This is a genomic window from Spirosoma validum (assembly GCF_014699035.1).
GTDB classification, from domain to species: domain Bacteria; phylum Bacteroidota; class Bacteroidia; order Cytophagales; family Spirosomataceae; genus Spirosoma; species Spirosoma validum.
In genome coordinates this window covers 38,333-62,209 of the sequence record NZ_JACXAA010000023.1, presented here as the reverse complement: position 1 = coordinate 62,209, position 23,877 = coordinate 38,333, and the positions used below count along the sequence as shown (strand labels likewise).

Genomic DNA, 23,877 nt, shown 5'->3' with positions numbered 1-23,877 from the left:
ACGGTGGCCGGCGATCAGGCCCTGCCCACGGTGAGCCTGAACAACAATGGTCCTTTGAGCTGCGCCAACCCCAGCGTAATCTTGACGGCTTCAGCCCAGAAAGTACTGGGCCCGGACTTCACCTACGTCTTCAGTGCGGGCGCTACCCAGATCAACAACGGTCCTACGGCCAGCGTGAGCGCAGCGGGCGTGTATTCCGTAACGGCCACGGGCACCAACGGTTGCAGCCAGGTGGCCTCCACCACCGTCACGGGCAGCACCAGCGCTCCTACGGCCAGTCTGGTCGCCAGCAACAGCTTGACCTGTTCGGTAACCAGCGTAACGCTGACGGCCACAGGGGGCAGTACGTATGCCTTCAGTGGGCCGGGTCTGGTCAGCAGTGATCCCGCATCAGGCACCGCCGTGGTCAATGCCCCGGGTCTCTACTCGGTGACTGCCACTACCGGCAGTTGTTCCAGCACAGCCACCGTCACCGTCACGGGGGATCAAACGCCCCCCACGGCTGGTCTGACCAACAATGGGACTCTGACTTGTGCTACCACCAGTGTAACCTTAACCGCTACAGGTGGTATCAGCTATGTCTTCAGTGCGGGGGCTACCCCCTTTGGCGATGGATCAACCGCCACCATCAACAGTTCGGGTAGCTATTCGGTGACGGTGACGGGCCCCAACGGCTGCACAGCCATTAGCGCTACGTTTGTTGATCAAAACTTGGATGAGCCACAGGTGCGTCTGACGAATGACGGGCCGCTCAGTTGCGATCACCCCATGGTAACCCTGAGCGCTGAAGGCCGAGTAGCCCCTGCTAGTGTGACGCCCATCGGTTCGCTACGGCAACTAGCGCCTGGGCCGTTCACGTATGTGTTTGGCACTGGGGCTACGCCTACGGGGAATGGCTCGACGGCGACAGTAACCACGGCGGGGGTCTACTCGGTGACGGTGACGGGCCCTAACGGCTGTACGGCCACGGCCTCCACCACCGTCACCGGCAGCACCACGCCCCCCACCGCTTCGCTGACCAACGATGGGCCCCTGAGCTGCAACAAACCCAGCGTCACGCTCACCGCTTCGGGCGGGGAGAGCTACCAGTTCCAAAGCGGCATCACCGCCAATGGATCATCGGCCACCGTCACCACCGCCGGCGTCTACTCGGTCACCGTCATTGGGACCAACGGCTGTAGCCAGGTGGCCTCCACCACCCTCACCGATGACTCCCAGCCCATCGCCATCACCCAGCAACCCGCCAATGTCAGCCTCACCACCGGCCAGACCGCCCGCTTCAGCGCCAGCGCCAGCGGTAGTGCCCTGAGCTACCAATGGCAGCTCGACGCCGGCAGCGGCTTTGTCGATCTGACCAACGATGCCACGTATGCCGGGGTCAACTCGGCCACCCTCAGCGTGGCCAACACCACCACCGCCCTGAGCGGCAACAGCTACCGGGTGGTGATCACCAGCGGAGCCTGCTCGGTCACCTCCACCGCGGCCAGCCTGACGGTCAATCCCCTGCTGACGGATCTGAGTCCGATTCTCTACACCCAGCCCTTCGTGCTGTATGGCAGCGGCCAGCTCAGTGTGGTGGTGGATGTGGTGGAGTTGAATGGGGTAGCCAGCCAGGGTCTGATCACCCTGAAGATCACCCAGGATGCCAAGCTGAGCTTGAGCCTGCCGGCCAATGCCACCAGCGTGGGCGGTCGGGTGGTGACCAACGGGGTGTGGCAGTTAAGCGGTCCCCAGAACGGCTACTACACCCTGACGACGAGTGAGCCGGTAGCCGCCGGCAATAGGCTGAGCGTGGGTTTGGTGGGCCAGTTCAGCGCGGGGTCCAGTTCGGGCGAGCTGACGGTGAGCGGCACGCTGGTGGGAGGCAGCGGAGGGGAGCAGAAGGCCACCAACAACATCGATGCCGACAAGATCAAGTATTTCCAACAGTAAATCTCAGACCGGTCGGGGTGAGCAGCAGCGGGCTTTTTATCGCGCTCGTCGCGGGCTCACCCCGGTTTTGACTGGCCTCGCCAAACCATCAACTGATTCCTGGGTGCCTTTTCGGGACAAATTCCCCGGTGGTTAGCCAGTGAACCGGTTTATTTATCCTTTCAAATGGACAATCCACAACAAACCCGGCAACGGATCATGACCGTGTTGGAAGAGGTGCTGGCCGAAGACGGCACCCAGGGCGTCAGCGTGAGCGTCATTGCTCAAAAGGCCCAGGTTAGCAAGGGATTTATTTACAATCATTACGGGGGAGTGCCCGGCTTACTGGCTTATTACATTCAGCACAGTGGGCTCTTCCCCAGCTTCACCCTAGAGCCTTCAGCCCTGGGGCAAGGGGGCGATGAGCTATCCTGGCTGGCCCGGCAGTTAAGTCAGTATGTTCGCCAGCTACGGGCCTCGAAGGCCAGCCGGGCCGTCTTGAAGGCGGGGCTAGTGGGCGATGCAACGCTGAGTGAGTTGATTAACCAAACCCAGCACCAGGCCTTAGGCCAGTTCACCCAGCGGCTGGTCTTGCCCGAGGAAGCGGGCCGACGGGCGAGCTTGGCCCTTCTGCTGGGGGGACTCTATTATCTGACCCTCATGGCTGACGCGAATCAGCCAATGCTGGGGATCGATTTGCGGAGTGAAGCGGGCTGGCAAGGCGTGGAGGCCTCACTGCAGCGGCTCTGCCAACAGCTCGGTAAAGCCCCCAGGGGGGAGCGACGGCTTGCTGATCCGTCGGCTTCAGTTAGTCCAAGCCGCTAGCCGCGCGCTGACTCGACTGACTGAAAGAGCGGGCCGGGGTGGTTACAAATGCAAAACGGGCCCTTCCTGTGCTGGTTGTTTTGGGAGAACGGCGGTCCGGGCGTGCTTTGTTAGGGGGCTGGGTTTGCCCTGAGCCGTGGGGAAAGTGATCGGTGGTAGCCAGGGTATACGAGTCTCAGAAAACCCTCGAATGAATGGGCCGTCCAGTCCGTTTGCTTTACCCAATCGCTCTTTGTCGTAAAATGTCTCTACTCGTCTGCGGCTCTGAACCGCAGACGAGCAGAGACATTACGTAGTTACTCCTGAAAATAATCGATCTTATCGGCATCAACGTTGTTGTTGACCCGTAACTCGCCCCCACTACCCCCGATGATTACCGAACTGACAGTCACTACTCCCGTCGTAGTTCCTGGCGTGAGCGTACCATTGAAGCCAGTAAGTTGACCCTACGCTTGGTCATGCTGAGGGGTGGCGAGTTAGGCTGGCCCAAAACGACTGTCAGCCAGGGTACCCTTCCGCCAATGTTGTTAGGGCGGAGTACCAGATCGACATTACCCTGGCTATCCCTGAATTGGAGCGGATGCCAGGCCCATATTCCGGCCGTGGTGCTGCTACCGGCCCGGGAAGGAGTAATGCCATCGATTACCAGCCTACAATCCTCTTTTTTTGAAAGGTTCATCTTTTTTGTCCCAATTACCTTGCCGCACTGTTGACCCAAGAAACATAGCCTACCCGCCATGGAAGCGAATGAGTTCGTGGCTCTCCTTTGGCATCCTCTGGTCTGCTGGTAGAAGCGATTTGGTTGGAAACAATACGCGATCGTATTATCCGATTGAAACCCGTCCCCTCAATTGAAAAGGGCTAAGTTAGGAATCTGATAAATTACATTCAGGGTACGAAATGACACAACTGCCCACCATCAATAAACTCAGACAAAAAAGTTGGCAGTTCTCGGGGAAACGTGCGGAATGAAGCCCTAGCAAAAACCGTCTGTTTTGCCCAAGTACTCAAGATAAATTAGACGGTTTTGGCAACGTTCCGGCGGGCATGTTTTTACAGGTGGCCGCTCATGCCATCACTAAGCGAGCCGAGTTTCAACGTTAATTGGCCGACGCTGCCCAGTTTTCTCACGTGCGGGGACTGGTAGGATTTCCGGATTAACGTTGTCGGTTTGTACGTACGGGTAGTTTTCATGCCGTTTTTTTTAGTTTACCTGTGTGTATCGTCGTCAGTACAGGGATCCTCAAGGGGCCACTATCAGGCGATGAGATCGAGATTGTCCACGTTCTTCAACCAGCAGCACATACACCCCGGCCGGCAATACGCTGCTCGGTCTCAATTCCAGACGATGGCTACTTAGCGCATTTCGATCCAGACTTATCTGACGACCATCAGCGCCGAAGAGCTGCACCTTAGCGGTTTGTGGTTCGTCCAGGCTCACGCTGAAGCGCTGGTCCAGCACCGGGTTGGGCATTACCCCGTAGGCTTCATCCCGTATCACCACTACCTGCCAGGGGTAGGCTACCGAGGCTCCGCTCTGATCGACCTGCCGAAGTCGATAGTAACTCGTGCCCCACTGAGGCTGAGTGTCCACGTAGCGATAATTATGACCACTCAACGCCTTGCCTTCCGCGGCCATCACCCGGCCGATAGGCTCAATCGCCACAAGGTCTTTGCTGCGCTCCAGCTCAAAGTAAGCGTTGTTCTGCTCGCTGGCCGTTACCCAATCCAACTGAACCGTTTGGTCTGCCAGCAACTTGGCATCAAAGGCGATCAGATTTACGGGAAGAGGCCCACCGCAGTTGCCACTGTTAAGGTTAGCCGTGGACGTTCGTACCACGCAACCCTGAGGCAGGGTAATGGTTACCACATACTGACCATTATTGATGGACTGGTAGGGTGAGAAGGTAATTTCCCGATTGGTCGAGATGGGGTTGCCATCCTTGGTCCAGCTATATGTAGCCCCGGGGAAGTCAGCGGCACTGAGCGTGTAGTTTTGCCCGTTACAGGGATTGAGCGTATTTTCAACGGTTTGGGCGTCTAATGGTTTAATCGAAACCGTAGTCACCGTCGATTTGCCGCAGTTGTCCGTCAGGCGAAAATCGTAGGTCGCGTTGGCAGCCAGGTTGCTCACCACGTAATCGGAAGCAGTAATCCCGGTGGCAATAGTTGACCAGGAGTTGGTGCCGGATGGACTGATTTCGAACTGATAGGGCGCAAAGCCAGTGAAGCGAAAAAGTGCCTGACCTGTGGCCGTTGCCGTGTTCCCATTTTCACAGATGATACCTACTTTCTTCTCAATAACGGGAACCGAGTTGGGTCCGGGAATGGTAAAGGTTTTGGTTTGGGTAAAATTATTGTCACAATAGGTGGTGGCCGAAGCTGTTACGGTATAGGTATCCGCGGGCAGATTCGTAAAGACACCTGAGGTATTACTGGCAATCGCTTGACCGCTCGAATTGGTTACCGTATAGGTCACGTCGGTACCTCCGTTCCAGTTGAAGGAGATCGCCAGACTACCCGTACCCCCGCAGAAAGCCTGCACGGAGCCTGTCAGGTTGTAGGTTAAACCGGGCGAGGAGGGTGAATTGGGAGGTACGGCAAACGTAAAGCTGGTGGGGCCGCAGCCAGTAGTGCTCGTGTTAATTTGCGCGGTGTAGGTGCCGGGGGGTAGGTTACGGACTTTATATATATCCAGGTCGCCGATCGGAAAGGCTTGAATCGCTGGTGAAATCGGTCCGGAGGGCCCGGCTACGACCTGGACCGATGATCCACTGTCAAATAAGCCCTTTACGCCACCCGTCAGCTTGAACCAAGTTTGTTTGGCTCCAATCTGATTAGCGCACTCCAGATTGGTATAAAAGACGTCGGCAGTGACGGCATCACCAGCGCCCGGGGGCGTAGTTATCGTATAAGAGTAAACCACCCCGCAGGCATCGGTGACCTGCGCCAGGTACCCCTGAGGGTCATAAGCCACCGGAAACACAACCCCCCTTGTCGTCTCGGTGGCGGTCTGCGAAAACGTACCGGTCGCCAGGACGGGGTTCCCTGGTCCCGCGCTGCTGATGGTGATGCTGCCGGGACCCGCAAAGTAACCGGTCTTGAGTTGGATGTCGGTGCCGTTGGTTCCATTGAATTGCTGACAGGAGGGTGCAGTCCGGAAAGCAACAATGGGCGCCAGGGTACTGGCCAGATCGTAACAGAACGTAGTGACATCGCCACACGGACCAGTCGTACGCACCACAAACTTGCCGTGGGTTTTGGCCAGATCAAAGTTGAGATCACTTTGAGAAGTAGCCTGAATCGTCTTAAAGGGAGTTGCACCACCCGGAATAGCGCAGGGGTTAGTGGCGGTTATGTCAAAGAACTCCAGGGTATACGTACCAACATACGGACTACTGACGGATTGATTGTCGGATGTGGAAGAGAGATTGCCCTTGATGCCGTATGTCTGACAGTCTTTGGCCGTGCCATCGAAAGTAAAATACGCCGGTTTAGCAATGGGTTCCACATCGACCGTGTTGGTGGTAAATACCCCGCAACCATCCTTGGCCCGCACTTGAAACAGGCCGTAGCCACCCGTAGCCGTTGAGGAGGCCGGGCCATAGGTTAGCAGATTGTCCGCAATGTTGGCATTAGGCGATTGCACAAAGGCGTACTGGATGGGGGCCAGACCACCCGATGCTGAAGCATTGATGGTCCCGCCGGGCTGGCCGTTGGCGCAGATGTTACTTACGGTTGCGATCAGGCTAATAGGCGTGTAAGTAGTGTTGACGGTGATCCCGCTGACAACCACATCGGGGCAACCGGGTTTGGACACCGTCACGGTGTACGTACCGGGGGGGAGGCCCTGAAATTGATTGGCACTTTGCCCCGTGGTCTGATAGCCACCGCCAGCGGGTCCGGCCGTAATGGTATAAACCGCTTCTGGAACACCCCTCCCCCCCGATACGGCCACATCAGCCGGGTTAGTCAACTGGATCACGCCATTGGAAGGGCAGGTAGCCGCCGTCGTGGAGGTGGCGTAAGAGCTGGCCGCCGGGCACTGTGCCCAGCTTCGATTCAGGCTTCCCGCCACCAGCCATAAACCCAATAACATACGTAGTGCTTTTTTCATTAATAAATTGGTTTTAAGTAGATTGAACAATAAAATGCAGAAAAAAATAATACGAATTCTTTACCGTATCCTCCACGTGATCCAAAACCCTCTTAGCTTACTCTTCATCAGCGGTCACCATGGGGAACAGGCTTACTCATTAGCTGGGCCTGTCTGCTGGTACCCTATCCGGCGTGATCCATAGACAGTGATTGGGAGACTTTAGACCATATGCCGCTAGTCAAGATGTTCTTCTGACAAAGAGTTGATTGAGTGGATAAGATCGACGAATCAGTTCTTCGTCCGTAAGACTTGGTGTAACAGTGGGCTGATCCAACAAAAGGAAGAATAGATTGAAAACGCCGGAGATCTACTACGGTTTATCCGTAGATTTCATGTTGATCAGTCAAGGACATAGTGCTTAGGCCGCCTGCGAGTGGGTCGAAAGCGGTTGGTCCCGCAGCGAATGGGCGTGCCTGTCGGATTTAGTAAGCTTACTATAAATCAAGCGAATAGACTCTTCCACTCCTTGCCAACCCGCTTCGCTTCGCAGGTCAATGCCCAGCATCGGCTGGTTGTTGTGGGCCAGAATGGTCAGGTAATATAACCCTCCCAGCAGAATCGCCAGTATAGCCGGACTGTCAGCCTCCTGGGCTGGTGAACCCCGTTGTAACAGACCCGTCAGCTGCTGATGCTGGGTCTGGTGAATGGTTTCTGCCAGTCCCTTATCGCGGACCAAGCTATTGATGAGCACTTCCCGACTGGCTTTTGAGGAGCGCAGCTGGCGAAAAAATTGAATTATCAGCCCCGACCAGAGTCGGGCGGCATCGTCAGACTGCACCAGAGAAAGTTGCTCCAGATAGTCAAGGGTGAAATGCGGAAACGCGTTGCTATCCCGGATGTAATAATTCAGCAGTCCCTTCACCCCGCCGAAGTGTCGGTAAATGAGTCCCTTATTCACGTTGGCTTTTTGGGCAATCACCCCAACGGAAACACCCATCATTCCCTGCTCGCTCATAACCTCCTCCAGAGCGTTCATGATTCGTTGGCGAATTTCAGCTTGTTTGTGCATTGCTAAAATGAGATCTCTGTTGTATCCAGTTTGAATCGTTTTGTCAATAAAACGGCTCGAATGAATGGACTGTCCAGTCCGTTTGCTTTACCCAATCGCTTTTTGTCGTAAAATGTCTCTACCCGTCTGCGGTTCAGAGCCGCAGACGGGTAGAGACATTACGTAGTTACTGCTGAAAATAATCGATCTTGTCCGCGTCCACGTTATTATTGACCCGCACTTCGCCACCACCACCGCCTTTAATCACCGTACTCATCGTCACCGTACCCGTCGTAGCTCCCGGCGTCAATGTACCTGTGAAACCGAACGAGAGCTTGTCGCCCGCTGGCACCACATTACTGGTCGTTAGAATATAGTAATTCGAATTCGAGCTGGCATCCACGGTCCAGGCGCTATTCTGTACCGACCGACTGTTGATCAGCGTAGCACTCATATCATAATTCAAGCTGACCTTTGCGTCCTTGGATAGATAGACGACAACGGTGCCACTGGTAGGTGTTCCCAACAATTCTATCACGTCGACCACAACTGTAATGGGCGTCGTTCCATAGATGGTCGAAGGTCGAGCGTAAATCACCGGAGATAAGTCGGGAACGCAGGCCGTAGCCGTTACCGTCACCGCAGCTGGCGTCGACACGCAACCTACGGAATTGGTGTAGCGGGCTGTTACCGAATAGCTGCCGGGTGTAACGGGGCTGAACACCGTACTACTCTGAAAGTTCGTTCCGTCGAGGCTATACTCCAGCGAGACACCCGTTGGCGCGGTGATCGTCAGCGAAGCGGGTGCATTGCAGGTACCGTTCGTCACACTGACCTGGGGCTGGTTGGGACGAGCCAGCCCGAAGCTGATGTCATCCAGAGCCAAGTCATTTCCCCCTCCTCCAATGTTGTTGTTCCTTAATACCAGGTCGACATCGCCCTGACTGGCGGTGAACTGGAGCTGATACTGAGCCCACTGGCCGACAGTGGTGATGTCACCCGTAGCCAGGGTGGCCAGGACGGTCTTGGTCGCCGGATCGATGATTTGGAACTGTACATTGGGTTTGATTGACAGATTATTCAGGTTCATGATCCAGGCCGAGAAACTATAGGCCGTGCCCGGCAGCAGCCCCGTGAATCGGCGCCGGAAAAACTCCCCTTTGTCGTAGCTGGCATTGATCAGCATCATCCGTCCCGTGCCGTCACCCGTGGTGTGATCATTAAAAGAGCCAAATGCAGTACCGCCGGCAGCTGCTTGCGAGGAGTTGCTGGCCACCATGTAGTAGCCATCTTGCACGAATACGCCACTGGTGCCGATGTAATGGTAACTGGTCTGGCCTGTTAATGGCCCGCCCAGCGTGGTGGTGCTGCCCGTGCCAAAGGTCTCTAGATAGGGTGTACCTGTGCAGGTGTTGACTACCTGAAAGTTGGTGACCTGGAAGTTGCGGTAGACCAGATGCACCACTTCGCCGGCCGCTACGTTGACCGAAGTCGTGCCAGACACCACGTTGGCGGTGGAGTTGTTGGTGGGATCGTACACGTCGATGGCCCCCAGGTCCCAGCCTGACGTAGTGGTCTCCGTGACCGAGTAGGTGCCCGGCGTTACCGGAATGAGCACTGAATTGCTGCCGGCGGTGCGTACCGACTCATCGTCGATCCAGAACCCATTAGCCGCTGTGCGGCTCCAGATACTTGAGGGCGTATTGTTACCACCCGACCCCGCTGTGATCCACATCTGCCCATTGTTCCCCCCCGTAATTCTGGCTGCCAGCCGACTGGTTGGTTCGGCTACCCAGCTGCCCCCAGCGGCATAGCCTCCGGAGTATCGGTAAACAATATTATTCTGTATTGCATAAATAATCCCATCATCACCAACGGCCACGTCACCTACTCCACTTCCCGTAGGATTGCCCAGGTTGACTAAATTGGTCCCATTGAAGTCAGAGATGTAGACCGTTGCGTAGTTGGTGCCACCCGTTGAGACGACCCGCCCGGTTGGCGCAACATCAATGTTTTGCGTGGTTATTCCTGTAGCCTGGGTCCAACTGCCAGAGGCAGCGGTTGCGTTCTGATAAAAGAGCTGCCCACTACTATTGACATAAAAGACCCGGTTAGTGCCGGATTTGTCAAAGGCCACATCGACTGCATTGGTAGAGCCTAGATTGGTGGTTGTAGTCCCATTATAGTAATAGACATTGCCCCCGCTATTCATGTGAATATTCGCATTGTCTGGCCCGCCGTCGATCCGAGTGGCACTCAGACCAGCTAGTTGTGTCCAAATAGATGAGTTAGCCGCTCTATAATAGACTGGATAGCTAGCGCCCGAATTTCCGGCCACGGCGTACAAGCCGCCGTTACCGGTTGCGCCCACGTCCCGAACGAAATTAGTCGGGTGCTGGTCGTTGAGCGAGTAACTACCAGTAAAGCTATTGGGCCCGGTTACGGTGAAGGGAAAATCAGGGCTTGAGTCTTCGTCGGTCGCATTCTTGTGCAGGTAGATATACGCAACTCCGGTTGCGCTCGTTGTCAGGCTACCAAAGGTGTAGGCGGTATAGGTATTGGGCGCAAAAGCGGCTACCGAGGTGCTGATGGTGCCCGTGCCCGACAAGCTGCCCGACACGGCGGCTGCGCCCAGATTCTCCCATTTACTGGTCGAGGGGTTGTAGCCCACAACAGTCAGGTTGCTCAGCGTGTTGCTGGTCAGCGTAGCCAGCGCACTGGTGGCATCCCAGGTTAGGGTCAGCGTAGCCGGAACGGCTCCGTTGATGTCCCAGTACTCAACTGTGCTGACGGTCTGGACTCCCGTCCCGACATTGGCCGACGGCATGGCCCCCGATGGCAACGTAGCGTTGGTGGGGTTGGTCTGCCAGTAGGCCCCCTGAAAGCGATCAGAGGCCGTAGCGGTGGGGGCCGAAAAGCCTGCGGTCCGCAACGACCCGTTCCCGGCGGGGGATGGATTGCCATTGGCATCGGTGGTCACCTCCCGGCCCACGGGGAAGGTAAAGCCCGTTTTGCCCTGGGTTTCGGCGTAGCCGTCCACGTAAGAGCCATCCGAGGCCGCTGTCCAACTAGAGCCAGAGGTGAAATAGACCGAGCTGGTGGTGGGGCTGTTCCTGGGCGTAACGACATAGCCCGCATTGAACGTCAGCTGGCCATAAACACCGTAGTATCCTCCGGGGTAGGTGCGCACGGTGCTGTTGATCTGGCTACCCTGCCCGTAGCCTGCCAGGGTTATGCACAGCAGAACAAGAGAGAGATAAAGTTTCCTCTTCATGGAGGTGTTGGTTAGAATTGATACTAAAAATAAGATCGGTTCGACACGTTCTGCGCGGGGAAAGCACATCCTGCAGGATGCGCCTGCCTTTCTGGCAAACCGGCCCCGATGGGCGGTTTTTACTGATAACGCAACCGGTACGTAGGCGGTGGCTCAGGGGCGTAGCCAGTCGTGAGCGATGACTGTTATTTCTCGCTCACGGCCGACTTACGGGGTTAGCGTTTCGCTACCTTGCTGCCTTTGGGTGTTACGTTCACTTTTCGAACGGCTACCTTTACCAGTTCCCGACGAATGTCGGCCACGGCAAGCTTAAGTTCGGCCAGTTCAGCAACCTGGGCAGTTAGCTTCGCGTTCTCAGCCTTTAGCGTTTCAATCTGGACCTGCTGCTCCTGGAATCCTTTGATCAGGTAGGGGGTGAAGTACTGATAATACAGGCTATAGTATTCCTTCTCCGTTTTAGGGCGAATTACTACGTCCGGGAATACTTTATCTACTTCCTGGGCAATCAGGCCAGGCGCTACAGTCGCTTTATCTGTTTTGTAGTTGTAGGTGACCGGACGCAGTTTCATCAGACGGCTGGTCACATCCTTGATTGTATGGATGTTTTCTTTCAGGCGGCTATCCGAGCTACCCGTAACGGCTCCGGTGGTCAGATTGATGGTTGCACTGGCAGCGCCAGTACCAAATCCAGCGAACCGAAATGAAGCGTTACTGCCGCTGGGCGTGTAAAGATCCACGCCTTTCGTGTTATCATTATCTACCGTAAAACGCAGGTCACCACCATTCTGAATCCGCATAGCAGTACCACTGCCGCCATCAATATCCAGTTGATAGGCAGGTGCAGTTATACCAATGCCTACGTTACCAGTCTGGTCGATCCGCATGCGCTCGGTACTACTGGTAGTTAATCGCAGGTCACTCAGCGCAGTGGTACCATCACCCTGATAAAAGGACTGCACATTACTTAAAAAGGCTTGGCTGCCGTTTATCCGACCATTGAAATTAAAACCGCCCAGGCTTCTGCCATTAGCTATATTGGCGGGTGCGGCAACCGTACCACCCGATGACTGCAGAATTACGACCGGTGTCGTTGCCGAGGAATACGTCTGGACAACGATGTCATCCTTCGCATCAGACCCGTTATCATTGACAACGGTAAGCTTGGAGCCGGGCGCATTCGTACCGATACCGAAATTGCCCGTACCGCTAAAGGATTGATTGAAGCCCGCTGTGGCTACGTCCGTATTCTTGGCCAAAGTGCCCCCCAGGCCTATGTTCCCCGCACTGTTGTAACCCACCGTCAAGCCGTTGTCGGCAGCTACTGCACTACTGGCCGCTCCGCTTTTCTTGCTGACCCAGCCCGTGCCATCCCAGTAATACTCGCCCACCCCTGAGGCCGGGTAGGACGTATTGCTGGAGGTGATACCCGAGTTACTGTTGTAAACACTCATACCCGCTACAGCCGTACCCGCCAGGCCCCAGGTGGTGGTGGTAGTCAGGGAAATGCGGGGCATGAGTAAGCCCTTGTTGGTGCTTTCTACTTCCAGGGCTGAGCCGCCGTTGATAACGCCGGGGTTGTCGCCCACTTTTACCTGCGCCTGAGCGGTGTGTGCCACGGCTAATACCGCAGCGGCAAAAAATAAATGTTGAAGTTTCATAATACGTATTTGGGTAAAATTTTTCTAAAAAGTGACAAGGAATGATAATGGATTATTACGTAGTTGAGTGGTCTTTCCTGGGGGTCCTGGCCCGTTAGCCGTACCGGCAGACCCGTTCAGGACAACTGGCTTATTCAGATTCGGGAGGTGGTGAGACAGTCGTTTGCGGTTGACTCACCAGTTGGGCAACGGCTCCCGGCGCTACGTACTGTCGTTGGGTAACCAGAGCAAGGGGGCCATACATTTCCGAAGACAGCAGTGCCCACAGGGTTCTGCCATCGGGCCAGGGTTTTGTAGGAATATGGCCGCTTAGCTCGTTGTCGGCCAGCACCAGTCGTCCAGCTGCCCGCAGCCGTAACTGGCTACTGTCGGAAAGGGACAGGTGTCCCGTCCGCGTATCGAACACCGCCCGTTCGATGGTTAGCTCCTCAGCCACCAGCAGCTCACCTTCCAGCCGAACAGTAGTCGGATTGTTGATATGGAGATTTCTTACCTGACTATGGCGGGCCAGCACCCGCTGGGGTTTTTCGCTACGTAATGAGAGCGTTCCGGTTCCTTTAATAGTGGTACAGTCTAGCACCACCACGTTACCGGCTATCGTCAGTGTGTCGTGTTCATGAATACCCAGTGTGTTGCCGAAAACCCCTAGGCCACTAGTCGAATCGGGTTTATCCTGACCAATAGCGATCTCACTTCCCAGCATGGACAGCACGAACAGTATACCCCACTTTTTCGAGCGGGTAACTAGAACAGTCCATGTAAAGGTAGAGAGGCACGTCATACGGGTGTGGATATGGATTGGTTATTAATCTATTAAGGGTGATATAGATCGCCTGGTCTAGTTTCAGATATTTGGCATAAAGTCGAAACCAGCAAACTTAAATCGGAAGTATTTCCGGGCATACCAGGCAAGTAACCGATTTGAATTTATTATACTTTTTTAATAGACTTTTAAAAATTTGATTAACTAGTAGTATAGGGAGTAGTACAAATGTATGCTCTCATCATTTGTTGACCACATGACAATTCTGTCAATTTTTATAGACTATCTTGTACTTTACGTTACTCAAAAGGTTAATAAAAATCTACTAATGCCGATACTGGCTTAATAGTATGGCTAGTTGCTTTTGCTTATTAATTTATATATGCAACTAATTCTATATCAGCATTTTAATAAATATATATACGTATTGACTTTATTCATGTATTCGTAGTAAAGTTGTAGCGCATAGTGTACTAGTTAATATACTGATAATCAGAAAATTGATATATAAAATGTGCCATTTACTAAATAATTTAGTTCTGAATAGTTTTCAGAATAACCTAGCTTATTGTTATTCGTACTTTTTAAAATAGTATAGATTATTTTTAACTATATGAGTAAAAACACTCAATTTTAATTACCTGACCGTTGTGATTTTCTACTATTCAAAAGTTAATTTTGATCTTCTAAATCAATCTGTTATTACTGTTTACAGCCTGGTTTTTTAGATTAAACTAGTGTTGCCCTTGTGCTTGTCAAACAAGTATATTACATCTTCCTGTTTATACAATCAATGTAGTCGAGCCTTGTGGGAGGGTAAATTCCATCATACTGACCTGTTCACTCATGCGGGAAGGAAAAACGATAGAGACTAGCCATTCTTCGTTGTGCATCGTAAATCGGTAGACTTGTCAGATCATCTTAAACGCGTTATGTATAGGTCAATTCCAGAACGTTTGAACAGGCCTGGTGGCTTGGTGGAGTTCAATCCGGTTTTGCAATTGGTGGGTTTGTTGAAGCCTTCGTAAAACACACGGTATAAGTTCGCTCCGTGCTGTAAACCCTCTTTATTACTGAACTGAATGCGTAAAGACCAGTTCTTTAGGCAGGGCTACCTGGTACTCCAGCCCCAGGCAGTTTTGTCTAACTACGATCTCCCTATGGTAAACCGAATTTCTCTATAAAACCACGGGTATCCTTTAGAAAGGCAAGTATATCATTTTATAATTATACGAAAGCTCAATATCTGTACTTCTACTAATTGTTAACTTCCTCTTTGCCATACGTGAAAACGCTATTTTTAATTGCTTGTATTCTAGGATTGAATATCGTCTCATTAGCTCAACTAAAAACAGGACCACCCAAGCGGCTTTTATTTACGCACTTAACTTCTCAGCAGGGCTTACCAGAAAATGTCGTCATGAACATTGGCCAGGACAAATGGGGTTTCATCTGGTTGGCCACATCCAGTGGACTGGTACGCTATGACGGCTATCGGACAAAGCTATTTAGACAAGATTCAGCATCGACGAGCCTGTCTTCGTCTTATGTAACAAGCGTACTCAACGATTCACGGGGGAATATGTGGGTGGGAACAAATGAAGGATTCAATCTGTATGATCCCAGGACCGAAACCTTTACCCGCTACTATTTAACTCCTCCATCCTCCCGGATAAAGGAAATTAACCGGACGAATTGGATCGAGCGATTTTACGAGGACTCAAAAGGGCAGATCTGGATTGCCTCATGTGCCGGGCTCTACGGCCTAACGAGACTGACGGGGTCTGGCAATCACTATAAAAAAACAAAATATATCCTACCCGCTAAGGGTCCCTATGCTGTACAAGCAGTCTGTGAGGATAATCGAGGCAGGATATGGGTCGCCACCGACAAAGGGCTATTCTCGCTGGAATGGCATCAAGGTAAGCTAAAGACCGGTATCGTCAACCAAAAAACCACCCCCGTTTTCGTTGATGATAACGTAACCGCGTTGCTCTTCGACGACCAGAAACAGCTATGGGTAGGCACCGAAAAAGGGTATCTATATAGCCTGATTGATAAGCAGTGGAAATTAGTTGACCGACACGCTCAAAAAATCAGGGACATGGATTCAGATTTACAGGGCGTGGTCGGGGTGGCAGCCGGGAAAGATATTTTTGCCTATAAAGACGGGGTAAAGCAGAAAGTAATCTTGTCAGACCCATCGTCAAAAGGTCTTTCAGGTCAACTCATATTGTGCCTTTTTAGAGACAAAGATGGAGCCATCTGGTTTGGGTCCGATACGGACGGAGCGGGCGTTATCAGTATGAATGCGCCCTTGCTGACCACCTATCCCGCCTGTAATCCGGATCGGCCCCAGGTGAATTGTGTGTATGCGCTACCCACCAATCGCCTGTTACTAGGTACTGATGTTGGCGTATGTGAACTGGAACATGATCCATTAATTCCTACAAAACAAGTAGCACAAAACCTCATCGTTCTGGATCTTATTCAGACCAAAGACCAATCGCTCTGGGCTGGCACCTCACAAGGCCTAAAAAAGCTTCCATCACTGGGTAGTGGTTCGTCTATTGACAACGGATCAGCATTATTCCGCTCGGGACGGATTAATGCGCTACTCGAAGATCGGCAGCTAAATTTCTGGGTCGGAACGGAAAGGGGACTTTTAGTATTTGATCGGTCTACGCAAACATTTCATGCCCCATTCCCAGTGCTTAAGACTAGCTTTATTGTCCGTTTATTCCAGGACTCCCGAGGCAACCTCTGGGTCAATGCGCGGGAAGGTATTTATTTGATTAAAAACGAACTTCGGCCCAAGATCATTTCGTTTCCTATACCTCGGGAACGTATTGTATCAAGACGGGGTAGGCCAATTTGTATTACCGAAGATAGCCGAGGGCGAGTCTGGATTGGGTACAACTATGAGCAATGCCTTTCTTACTTTAGTCCACAAGATCAACAATTCCATCCGTTAAAACTGGATGGTTTACCCGACCAGGCGATCAATATTGTCGAAGAAAAAGATAACGTATTGTGGGTTTCATCGGCGCATAATATTTACCGGCTCAATTTAAATGATAGTACTATTGTTAACTACAATTATTTTGATGGTATTCCGGGCTATGACCTCATATCTAAATCAGTTAGAAAAGCCAATAACCTACTTTATTGGGGCACCAACAAAGGGTTGATTAGCATCGACCCGTCAAAAATCAATCGTAACACCATTCCCCCCAAGATAATCGTTACGTCGATGTCCCGGCCCGGGCAACTGGTTGACGAGGCCGTCACCCCACTAGCTACGAATTCCAGCCAGTCAGGCTACTCATTTGAGATACCGTATCAGAATCGGGTCTTCACCCTTAATTATGCCGCGCTCAATTTTATCCAGCCGTCTAAGAACCGCTACGCTTATCAGTTGGACAACACCCGTTGGCAGTACTGGTCGACCCCTCAGGTTCCGTTTAATAACCTGGAACCAGGACGGCACCAGTTACGGTTGAAAGCGGCCAATAGCGACGGCGTGTGGTCAGCCCCGCTACTGGTTGAGCTGAACGTCGAGAGTCCCTGGTGGCGGAGCTGGTGGGCCTCACTGCTCTATGTTAGTTTCGTCGGTGGATTCATCGCAGCAACGGTCAGGTTCTTTTATATCTGGAAAACGACAAAGTCAGAAAAGGATCTATATGCAGGCAAATTGGCGTTCCTTTATCACATGAGCCACGAGATCCGGACCCAGCTCATGCAGATTTCGCTACCCACTGAACAGCTGATCAATACGAGCCACCCTGAACACGCAGGCGTAAACACACCGGCCCACACGATCAAAGAACATGTCGATCACTTAGCCACCCTGATGACGGAACTACTAAGCCTGAGCAAGGTAAATGAGTACACCTGGACATTGCGGCCCGACCGCTATAGGTTGCATCCCATTCTGGGGTTGACCGCGAACATGTACAAAGCGGTACTCGAATCATACCAGGTTCAGCTTATTGTCAGCACGGGCAACATCGATCCCCAACAGGAACTGTGGTTTGATTTTATCCTGTTGGAAAAGGCATTCTACGCGATTATATCAACGGTATGTCAGCTCACCCCTCAGCAAGGATACACGTACGTAATGGCCCACGACTTCGCTGACACGATACGTATCCTGGTCATGGCCACCAGCCAGCCTTTATCTCAGGAAGTAGTTTTTACTGACTATTTCACTAGTACGCCCGGCCCAATTGTTCATTCATCCAGCCGGACATTAGATGCTGACCTTTCCCTAAGCCGACGCATCATCGAACAGCACGGGGGCAGCCTCAGCTCTGTCGGCACCTATTCCCGCGGAGCGGACGTTCCGGTCAAGGGCGTAATGATTACGCTTCGAAAAGGCAATAGCCACCTTGCCCACTTCATACCGACCGATCAGGCCCGGCTTTCCGGAGTGGCCCCCAACCAGGGGGAAACCGCATTTAGTACTACTGGTAACACACCTACCCTCCTGCTGGTGGGCCCACGTCAGGCCTTTAGAGATTATCTCTTAACTCGTCTAACAGCCCATTACCAGGTCCGTGTTTGCTCGAGTGGGCTAGAGGCTTTGCGGCAGGCGCAGCAGATCGTACCGGATATCCTTATCGTTGACGTATCGATCCCGGATCTCAATGGGTACGGTCTGTTATCTACGTTAAAGAAACAACCAGAAACTGCTCACATATCAGCCATTCTCCTGTTGCCCTCTGATCAGGAGCGGTATCGCCTATTAAGCCTTGAACAAGGCGCCGATCATTATCTGGTTAAACCTTTTCAAGTGGAGATTCTGGAACTCCACATCCAGAATCTGCTACTGGCGCGCGCGAGAATTCAACAACGGGTTAGTCGTACGCTGACAGAGGAACCAACGGACAAAGATCACATACCCGAAGAACCCTTTCTCCAATCAATCACTGAGTTTATAGAGGCCAATATCTCCAATCCGGATCTGACCATTAAAATGGTGGCGCGCCACGTCGGGGTTAGCGAACCGGTGCTCTATCGACGAACAAGAGCCCAGAGCGGCATGACGGTGAACGATTTTATTAAAAAGTTAAAACTTAAGAAAGCGGCTGAACTGTTGAGTGATGGACATAATCATATGGAAGTGTCTACGCAGGTGGGCTACTCGGATGCGCAGTATTTTAGCCGTGAATTTAAAAAGCAGTACGGTATAACACCCGCGAAATGGACTCAAAGGAAAGTATAAAATATGGATCGTATGCTTTTAGGTTTGTTTGTACTCTGTCTCTTCAAACGCTCATTCGTGAGACGAACGTAACGCTTATATATATGCTCCCAACTGAGACGATAGAGCGTTCATATCTCCGCTCATAGGTGAGACGATAGAATGTCATAACTCTGCTCCAAGAAATGGGGTATTTTACGATACTGTGATTTGGAAGAAGATGTAAAGCGAGATCTTACATCGCATACGTAAAGAGGATTCGACTCCTGTTGATTGGTTGAAGCAGTCTGCTACATCGAGTTTGGCCTAAAACGGCACTCGTCACTAGCTTATTCCACTTTGTCCAGTTCATCGACCAGTTGGGTAATCGTTTCTATCATCTGTTCTATACGTCCGTGGCCAACAAGTGCGTCAAATCTACTCCGAACTTCCTGCATGCAGCCCTTAAGCTGGACAAACAACGCCTTGCCGCGATCACTTAAAAAAATGAGGCTAGATCGGCAATCAACCGATTTCTTTTGGGTGTAGATATAGCCTGCTTCCTCCAATAGGCTCACGATCTTACTCGTCATCTGCTTGGTCACCCCGGCCTGTTTAGCTAACTCACTATTAGTTATGCCCTGTTCGTCTATAGACGATAAAAAAACGAGATAACTCAGTTTAAAGTCGGTGTAGCCCAGAGCCTGTAGACGGGGTTCAATAAACGTACTGGTGAACCGTTTGAGCCGCCCCATTAAATGCATCATTGAGGTGTTACGACCAAGACAAGAGTGATTAAAATCAACGGTGACGGTATGCTTTTGGGTGTCCATCATTGCGAATTACAGGCTATAAATATAGTCAATAGGGTTGACTTTTTTTTTAGTGATGCTCCAGCTTAAAAACATTTTGCCACCAAATCGTAGATTTTAAAGTTGGTTTATCTATTGCATCAGGACATACCACAATGAGTAATCTAGTGATATACAGTTGTCGTCTCCTTTAATGCTCCCAACTGAGACGAAAAAAGGTTCGAGTGTCTGTAATTCGGGCATTTGTTGAGATGCCTTTTCGAGCTGTAGGCTACAAAACTATAAAGCTGACCGCGTTTATAGAGCGGCCACCTGATTTTTACATACCGCGAATCAGTGGCTTTTAGCTCGTTTGCAAGCGCATGGCAAGCAAGAAGACTAGTCCTTGTCCTTCCCCTAAGTAAATGGTCATACCTAACCTGATTAATTAGTATAGTTAGTGGGCTGGGTTCCAGTTGGGTCCTTGATTGGTGAGCCCATCCACTCCTCAAGCAATTATTCTCGGCAACTAGTCGTACCGCTTACTGACAGAACTAAGTTGTTCACCTACCAAATTAACACGTTGGCATACATTTCTGCTAGTACATTGGCCCAACTCTGTATCTTACCAGCCGTAGCCTTTTTCAGCGGCTTAACAATAACTAATTTATGAAAAAATATCTTCTCCTGAACGGTTTGCTATTTATGACAGCTACGGCTAGCCTGGCTCAGGTGGGCATTGGCACAACTAATCCCAAAGCCTTCTTCAACGTGTCGGCAGGCCGTACCGTTTTGTTTGGGTCGGATACCAACCAGGTGGTTAGTACTAACAAGCTTATCTGGTACGCCAGCCAGGGGGCCTTCCGAGTAGGCTATGTTGACAGCGATGCTTGGAGCCGCTCCTCAGCTAGCGACAACACAAGGGTCGGCCGATATTCGTTTGCCTCAGGCTACAATTCCACCGCCAGTGGTACATTATCGACGGCCATGGGCTACAATTCCACCGCCAGTGATACATTATCGACGGCCATGGGCCAATCCACCGCCAGAGGTGCCTATTCAACGGCTATGGGCCAATCCACCGCCAGTGGTGATAATTCGACGGCTATGGGCCAAGGCACTACCGCCAGTGGTGATAATTCAACGGCCATGGGATACATTACCACCGCCATGGGTGGTTATTCAACAGCCATGGGCTTTGTCACCACTGCCAGTGGTGATTTTTCGACGGCCATGGGTAATCTAGTGAGCACCAATCAACAGGCCGGTAGCTTTATCCTGGGCGATCATTCTAGTGCCAATACTACCACGAACAACGATGCTAGGGACCAGATGATGATGCGCTTTGCGGGGGGCTATAAACTCTTCTCCAACGCAGCGGCTTCCTTTGGCGTTTACCTCAGCCCTGGGGGCAACGCCTGGCAGACGCTCTCCGACTCGACTCGCAAGGAAAACTTCCGCTCCGTGGACGGTGCTGGCTTTCTGCAGAAGATTGCCCAGTTAAAACTAGGCTCCTGGAACTACAAAGGACAGGACGCCAAACACTACCGCCACTACGGCCCCATGGCCCAGGAGTTCTTTGCCGCCTTTGGCCACGATGAGCTAGGGGTCATCGGCGAAGACAAGTCCATCAATCAGGCCGATTTTGACGGGGTGAACCTGATCGCCATTCAGGCCCTGATCCAGGAGGTGGAGCAGCTGAAAGCCCAGAACAAGAGTTTACGAGAGGAAAATGCAGCTCTGAAAACCCAAACCCAGGCCCGTCTGGATAAGATTGAAGCGGCCCTGCAAGGACAAATGACCAGCCACACCCTCACCCGCCAACCCTAAGCCCACCATGGGAATCTATCTCCTTCTTTGCCTACTGCTGGTAGCCCTGCCCACATCCGCTCAGCTCTCGGTGGGCACTAACGGTATGACGGTGCTTCCAAACACCACGGTATCGGTGGACGGCCTGACGCTCACACCTTCCCTCAGTTTGAGCGTGACCAACAACAGCCTCCAACGCACTAGCACTCCGGTGACGGGTAACCCCAGCATACCCTGCAACTAGCCTACTCGCCCGCTCTCAGCACCGATCTGAGCGTTACCAGCGGCAGCACCGTGAGCCTAACCACCCACACCGTCAGCAATACACTCGCCAGTCAGAACCTGTACGTGGTAACGGCCACAGCGTTATCGGACCTCTCGCCCATCCTCTACGCCCGGCCTACGTCGGTCTACGGCTCAACACCCTTCACCGTGGTGGTGGATGTGTTCGAACTAAACTCGGTGGCCACCACTGGCAGCTTTAGTGTGCGGGTGAGTAAAGATCCCAAGCTCCAGTTGAGCTTTGATTCAGGCTTGACCAGGGTCAACGGGCGAGACGTACAGAACGGCGCCTGGAGCTTTACCGATACAAATGCCAACTACTACATCTTAACCACCCGCCAGTTGGTAGCGGCTGGGGATGTGCACTCCTTCGGTTTAATGGGCAGCTTGAGCCCGGGGTCCTCCTCGGGTGTGCTGACGGTTAGTTCGACGGTGCTACCGGACACGGTGGTGGAAGCGAAGGCTACCAACAACATCGACGCCGACAAGGTGGAGTATTTCCAGCAGTAAAGGATGCAGGTTAGTTAATACGGGTTAGCATCAGAGTTAGGACAAAATCTCAACCGGTTGCTAACCTTATTCCGATACACTATACCTTCTCACAAAAGGCTCCTGCCTGAGACGAGGGAGTGTCTATAATTCGGGCGTTTCGTGAGATAGTAATATAATCTGCTTTGTTACTTATCTCGCTACGTCATTTTTTAAGTATGAATTGGATTACACGAGAACGCCCAAAAATTGACCGACTTGCCTGCCCGTGGCTTATAAAACGATTTATCGACTTGGAAACCACCATCATTTATGTACCTGAAGATCGAGTCATTCAGCAGGCACAGGAACTAGATGCGATTCCTTTTGATGTGCCGGGTGTTGAGTACACACATTACGAAGACCGCTGCACCTTCGATTACTTTCTGCAAAAACACAAACTCACCGATCCGGCTTTACTGGCCATCGCCCCCATAGTTCGGGGAGCTGATACCGACGATCACAGCTTAGCGGCCCAATCGGCGGGCCTATGGGCAATCTCGGCGGGGTTATCGTTTAATATTACCGATGACCAAGAATTACTGTTGCAAGGCATTATCGTTTACGATGCGCTCTATAGTTGGGCCAAACACCTTCAAACCGTCAAACATACCCAAAGCCCTACCGAACGGCTCTTATTGCAGGTGTTGCATGCGTATCTCAAACCAGCAGGCAACCGGAAACCGCCCGCTTGGGTCGATGGGTTGAAAGAGCTGATTCAAGACCAGATTGATACAAATCTGATCGCACCGGCGTACCGGCTCAGTTTGACCGAATTATCGGAAAGCTTGGACGTGAATCCAGCTTATGTTTCTCGCACCTTTGCTCGCTATTTCGATGATCTTTCCTTTGGCGAATACATTCGCAAACTGCGGATCGAGAAAGCCCTCCAGTTACTGGAAAACACCACCTACACCCTGACCGAAATCGCTTACCTAACTGGATTCTCAGACCAGAGCCATTTCACCCGTATTTTCAAAAAACAGGTTGGAAAAAATCCGTCTGATTACCGAAAAAATAGGGCAAAAGGTAAAGCAGATACAAAAGGTTAAATTCATTCTATTTCGGGCCTGACCATCGGCGTATCCTTGCGTTAAAAACTGATACGTCATTGATGGACCGAATTCATTTCAACCCAAAATCGGCCAAACCAGGTAGGGGCGGGCTACTCAATTATCCCACTGCATTTCTCTTCATGGCACTGCTTTCGTGCCTAAATAGAAATTGTGTTTTTGCCCAAACACCACCCTCACCACCGACACCAACCTATCCGCGCATGGTTGGCTATCTCGGTGTTCTTCATCCGTTGATGACCGTTGATGAGCATGGTTCTGAGACGAACTTTAGCAATTATTATGTGGTCGGTTTCCCCATTGGCCTCAATCTATGGAAGACCAAACAAATCGGTTTTTCGGTCGAAATCGTGCCCTTGATCCGGGCCCAGGACGGGACGAGCCGTGTGGCCAATGTGCTGTTTCATCCTGGCGTGCTGGTCAATCTTGGCCATGATTTTACGTTTGCTGGACGCCTGGCGTTTGAAACTTCGGGTCGGTATGGCGTGACACCCGTGTTTAATAAAATTGTCCGGCATGGTCAAACGCTCAACTATTTTGTGGCGGTGCCCATTCCGATTCGTTTCGGCAGCGACCGCCCCACATCGGCAACAATTGGCTTTCAGTTTGGCATTGTTTTCTAATCATTTAG

At 52.0% G+C, this 23,877-nt stretch carries 17 protein-coding genes; 8 read left to right on the top strand and 9 right to left on the bottom strand.

What is annotated here, in order from left to right; all coding sequences use genetic code 11:
- Positions 1–122 precede the first annotated feature (122 nt).
- Positions 123–398 (bottom strand): hypothetical protein, encoded by a 276-nt coding sequence (locus IC230_RS31845; protein WP_191043129.1) that lies wholly within the window; start codon positions 396–398, stop codon positions 123–125.
- 535 nt (positions 399–933) lie between these two features.
- Between IC230_RS31845 and IC230_RS31840 the strand changes: the two genes are divergently transcribed.
- Together IC230_RS31840 and IC230_RS31835 are read left to right on the top strand one after the other, a co-directional pair.
- Positions 934–1,932, top strand: a complete 999-nt coding sequence (locus tag IC230_RS31840) for a hypothetical protein (RefSeq protein WP_191043128.1) — start codon at positions 934–936, stop codon at positions 1,930–1,932.
- A 165-nt stretch (positions 1,933–2,097) separates the two neighbouring features.
- The gene (locus IC230_RS31835; RefSeq protein ID WP_191043127.1) at positions 2,098–2,736 is read left to right on the top strand and encodes a TetR/AcrR family transcriptional regulator; all 639 of its coding nucleotides are present in this window, start codon (positions 2,098–2,100) and stop codon (positions 2,734–2,736) included.
- Positions 2,737–3,127: 391 nt separating this feature from the next.
- Here IC230_RS31835 and IC230_RS31830 read toward each other — a convergent pair whose 3' ends face one another.
- From IC230_RS31830 to IC230_RS31800, 7 genes are all read right to left on the bottom strand, one after another.
- On the bottom strand, positions 3,128–3,415 hold the full coding sequence (locus tag IC230_RS31830; RefSeq protein ID WP_191043126.1) for a hypothetical protein: 288 nt from the start codon (positions 3,413–3,415) through the stop codon (positions 3,128–3,130).
- A gap of 374 nt (positions 3,416–3,789) precedes the next feature.
- Positions 3,790–3,930, bottom strand: a complete 141-nt coding sequence (locus IC230_RS31825) for a hypothetical protein (RefSeq protein ID WP_191043125.1) — start codon at positions 3,928–3,930, stop codon at positions 3,790–3,792.
- Positions 3,931–3,979: 49 nt separating this feature from the next.
- Entirely contained in the window at positions 3,980–6,853 is a 2,874-nt protein-coding gene (locus IC230_RS31820; RefSeq protein ID WP_191043124.1) for a T9SS type A sorting domain-containing protein, read from the bottom strand.
- A gap of 400 nt (positions 6,854–7,253) precedes the next feature.
- Positions 7,254–7,904, bottom strand: a complete 651-nt coding sequence (locus tag IC230_RS31815) for a TetR/AcrR family transcriptional regulator (RefSeq protein ID WP_191043123.1) — start codon at positions 7,902–7,904, stop codon at positions 7,254–7,256.
- A 166-nt stretch (positions 7,905–8,070) separates the two neighbouring features.
- On the bottom strand, positions 8,071–11,157 hold the full coding sequence (locus tag IC230_RS31810; RefSeq protein WP_191043122.1) for a hypothetical protein: 3,087 nt from the start codon (positions 11,155–11,157) through the stop codon (positions 8,071–8,073).
- Between the two features lie 215 nt (positions 11,158–11,372).
- Complete coding sequence (locus tag IC230_RS31805) at positions 11,373–12,815, bottom strand: tail fiber domain-containing protein (RefSeq protein ID WP_191043121.1); 1,443 nt, start codon at positions 12,813–12,815, stop codon at positions 11,373–11,375.
- 130 nt (positions 12,816–12,945) lie between these two features.
- Positions 12,946–13,596, bottom strand: a complete 651-nt coding sequence (locus tag IC230_RS31800; RefSeq protein WP_191043120.1) for a hypothetical protein — start codon at positions 13,594–13,596, stop codon at positions 12,946–12,948.
- A 1,267-nt stretch (positions 13,597–14,863) separates the two neighbouring features.
- On the opposite strand from IC230_RS31800, the gene IC230_RS31795 reads away from it, so the two are divergent.
- Positions 14,864–18,805 (top strand): hybrid sensor histidine kinase/response regulator transcription factor, encoded by a 3,942-nt coding sequence (locus IC230_RS31795; RefSeq protein WP_191043119.1) that lies wholly within the window; start codon positions 14,864–14,866, stop codon positions 18,803–18,805.
- Positions 18,806–19,113: 308 nt separating this feature from the next.
- Here the strand turns inward: IC230_RS31795 and IC230_RS31790 are convergent, their stop codons facing one another.
- On the bottom strand, positions 19,114–19,530 hold the full coding sequence (locus IC230_RS31790) for a MarR family winged helix-turn-helix transcriptional regulator (protein WP_223860992.1): 417 nt from the start codon (positions 19,528–19,530) through the stop codon (positions 19,114–19,116).
- Between the two features lie 693 nt (positions 19,531–20,223).
- Here IC230_RS31790 and IC230_RS31785 point away from each other — a divergent pair.
- From IC230_RS31785 to IC230_RS31765, 5 genes are all read left to right on the top strand, one after another.
- Positions 20,224–21,384, top strand: a complete 1,161-nt coding sequence (locus IC230_RS31785; protein ID WP_191043118.1) for a tail fiber domain-containing protein — start codon at positions 20,224–20,226, stop codon at positions 21,382–21,384.
- A gap of 7 nt (positions 21,385–21,391) precedes the next feature.
- Positions 21,392–21,607, top strand: a complete 216-nt coding sequence (locus IC230_RS31780; RefSeq protein ID WP_191043117.1) for a hypothetical protein — start codon at positions 21,392–21,394, stop codon at positions 21,605–21,607.
- A 50-nt stretch (positions 21,608–21,657) separates the two neighbouring features.
- Entirely contained in the window at positions 21,658–22,155 is a 498-nt protein-coding gene (locus tag IC230_RS31775) for a hypothetical protein (RefSeq protein WP_191043116.1), read from the top strand.
- 197 nt (positions 22,156–22,352) lie between these two features.
- Entirely contained in the window at positions 22,353–23,225 is an 873-nt protein-coding gene (locus tag IC230_RS31770; RefSeq protein WP_191043115.1) for a chromate resistance protein ChrB domain-containing protein, read from the top strand.
- 143 nt (positions 23,226–23,368) lie between these two features.
- On the top strand, positions 23,369–23,869 hold the full coding sequence (locus IC230_RS31765; protein ID WP_191043114.1) for a hypothetical protein: 501 nt from the start codon (positions 23,369–23,371) through the stop codon (positions 23,867–23,869).
- Positions 23,870–23,877: the final 8 nt, after the last annotated feature.

Bases quoted from the DNA above. Each gene is read 5' to 3' on its own strand.
- IC230_RS31835 (WP_191043127.1), top strand. From the start codon at position 2,098: ATGGACAATCCACAACAAACCCGGCAACGGATCATGACCGTGTTGGAA.
- IC230_RS31830 (WP_191043126.1), bottom strand. From the start codon at position 3,415: ATGAACCTTTCAAAAAAAGAGGATTGTAGGCTGGTAATCGATGGCATT.
- IC230_RS31825 (WP_191043125.1), bottom strand. From the start codon at position 3,930: ATGAAAACTACCCGTACGTACAAACCGACAACGTTAATCCGGAAATCC.
- IC230_RS31820 (WP_191043124.1), bottom strand. From the start codon at position 6,853: ATGAAAAAAGCACTACGTATGTTATTGGGTTTATGGCTGGTGGCGGGA.
- IC230_RS31815 (WP_191043123.1), bottom strand. From the start codon at position 7,904: ATGCACAAACAAGCTGAAATTCGCCAACGAATCATGAACGCTCTGGAG.
- IC230_RS31810 (WP_191043122.1), bottom strand. From the start codon at position 11,157: ATGAAGAGGAAACTTTATCTCTCTCTTGTTCTGCTGTGCATAACCCTG.
- IC230_RS31805 (WP_191043121.1), bottom strand. From the start codon at position 12,815: ATGAAACTTCAACATTTATTTTTTGCCGCTGCGGTATTAGCCGTGGCA.
- IC230_RS31800 (WP_191043120.1), bottom strand. From the start codon at position 13,596: ATGACGTGCCTCTCTACCTTTACATGGACTGTTCTAGTTACCCGCTCG.
- IC230_RS31790 (WP_223860992.1), bottom strand. From the start codon at position 19,530: ATGATGCATTTAATGGGGCGGCTCAAACGGTTCACCAGTACGTTTATT.
- IC230_RS31785 (WP_191043118.1), top strand. From the start codon at position 20,224: ATGAAAAAATATCTTCTCCTGAACGGTTTGCTATTTATGACAGCTACG.
- IC230_RS31780 (WP_191043117.1), top strand. From the start codon at position 21,392: ATGGGAATCTATCTCCTTCTTTGCCTACTGCTGGTAGCCCTGCCCACA.
- IC230_RS31770 (WP_191043115.1), top strand. From the start codon at position 22,353: ATGAATTGGATTACACGAGAACGCCCAAAAATTGACCGACTTGCCTGC.
- IC230_RS31765 (WP_191043114.1), top strand. From the start codon at position 23,369: ATGGCACTGCTTTCGTGCCTAAATAGAAATTGTGTTTTTGCCCAAACA.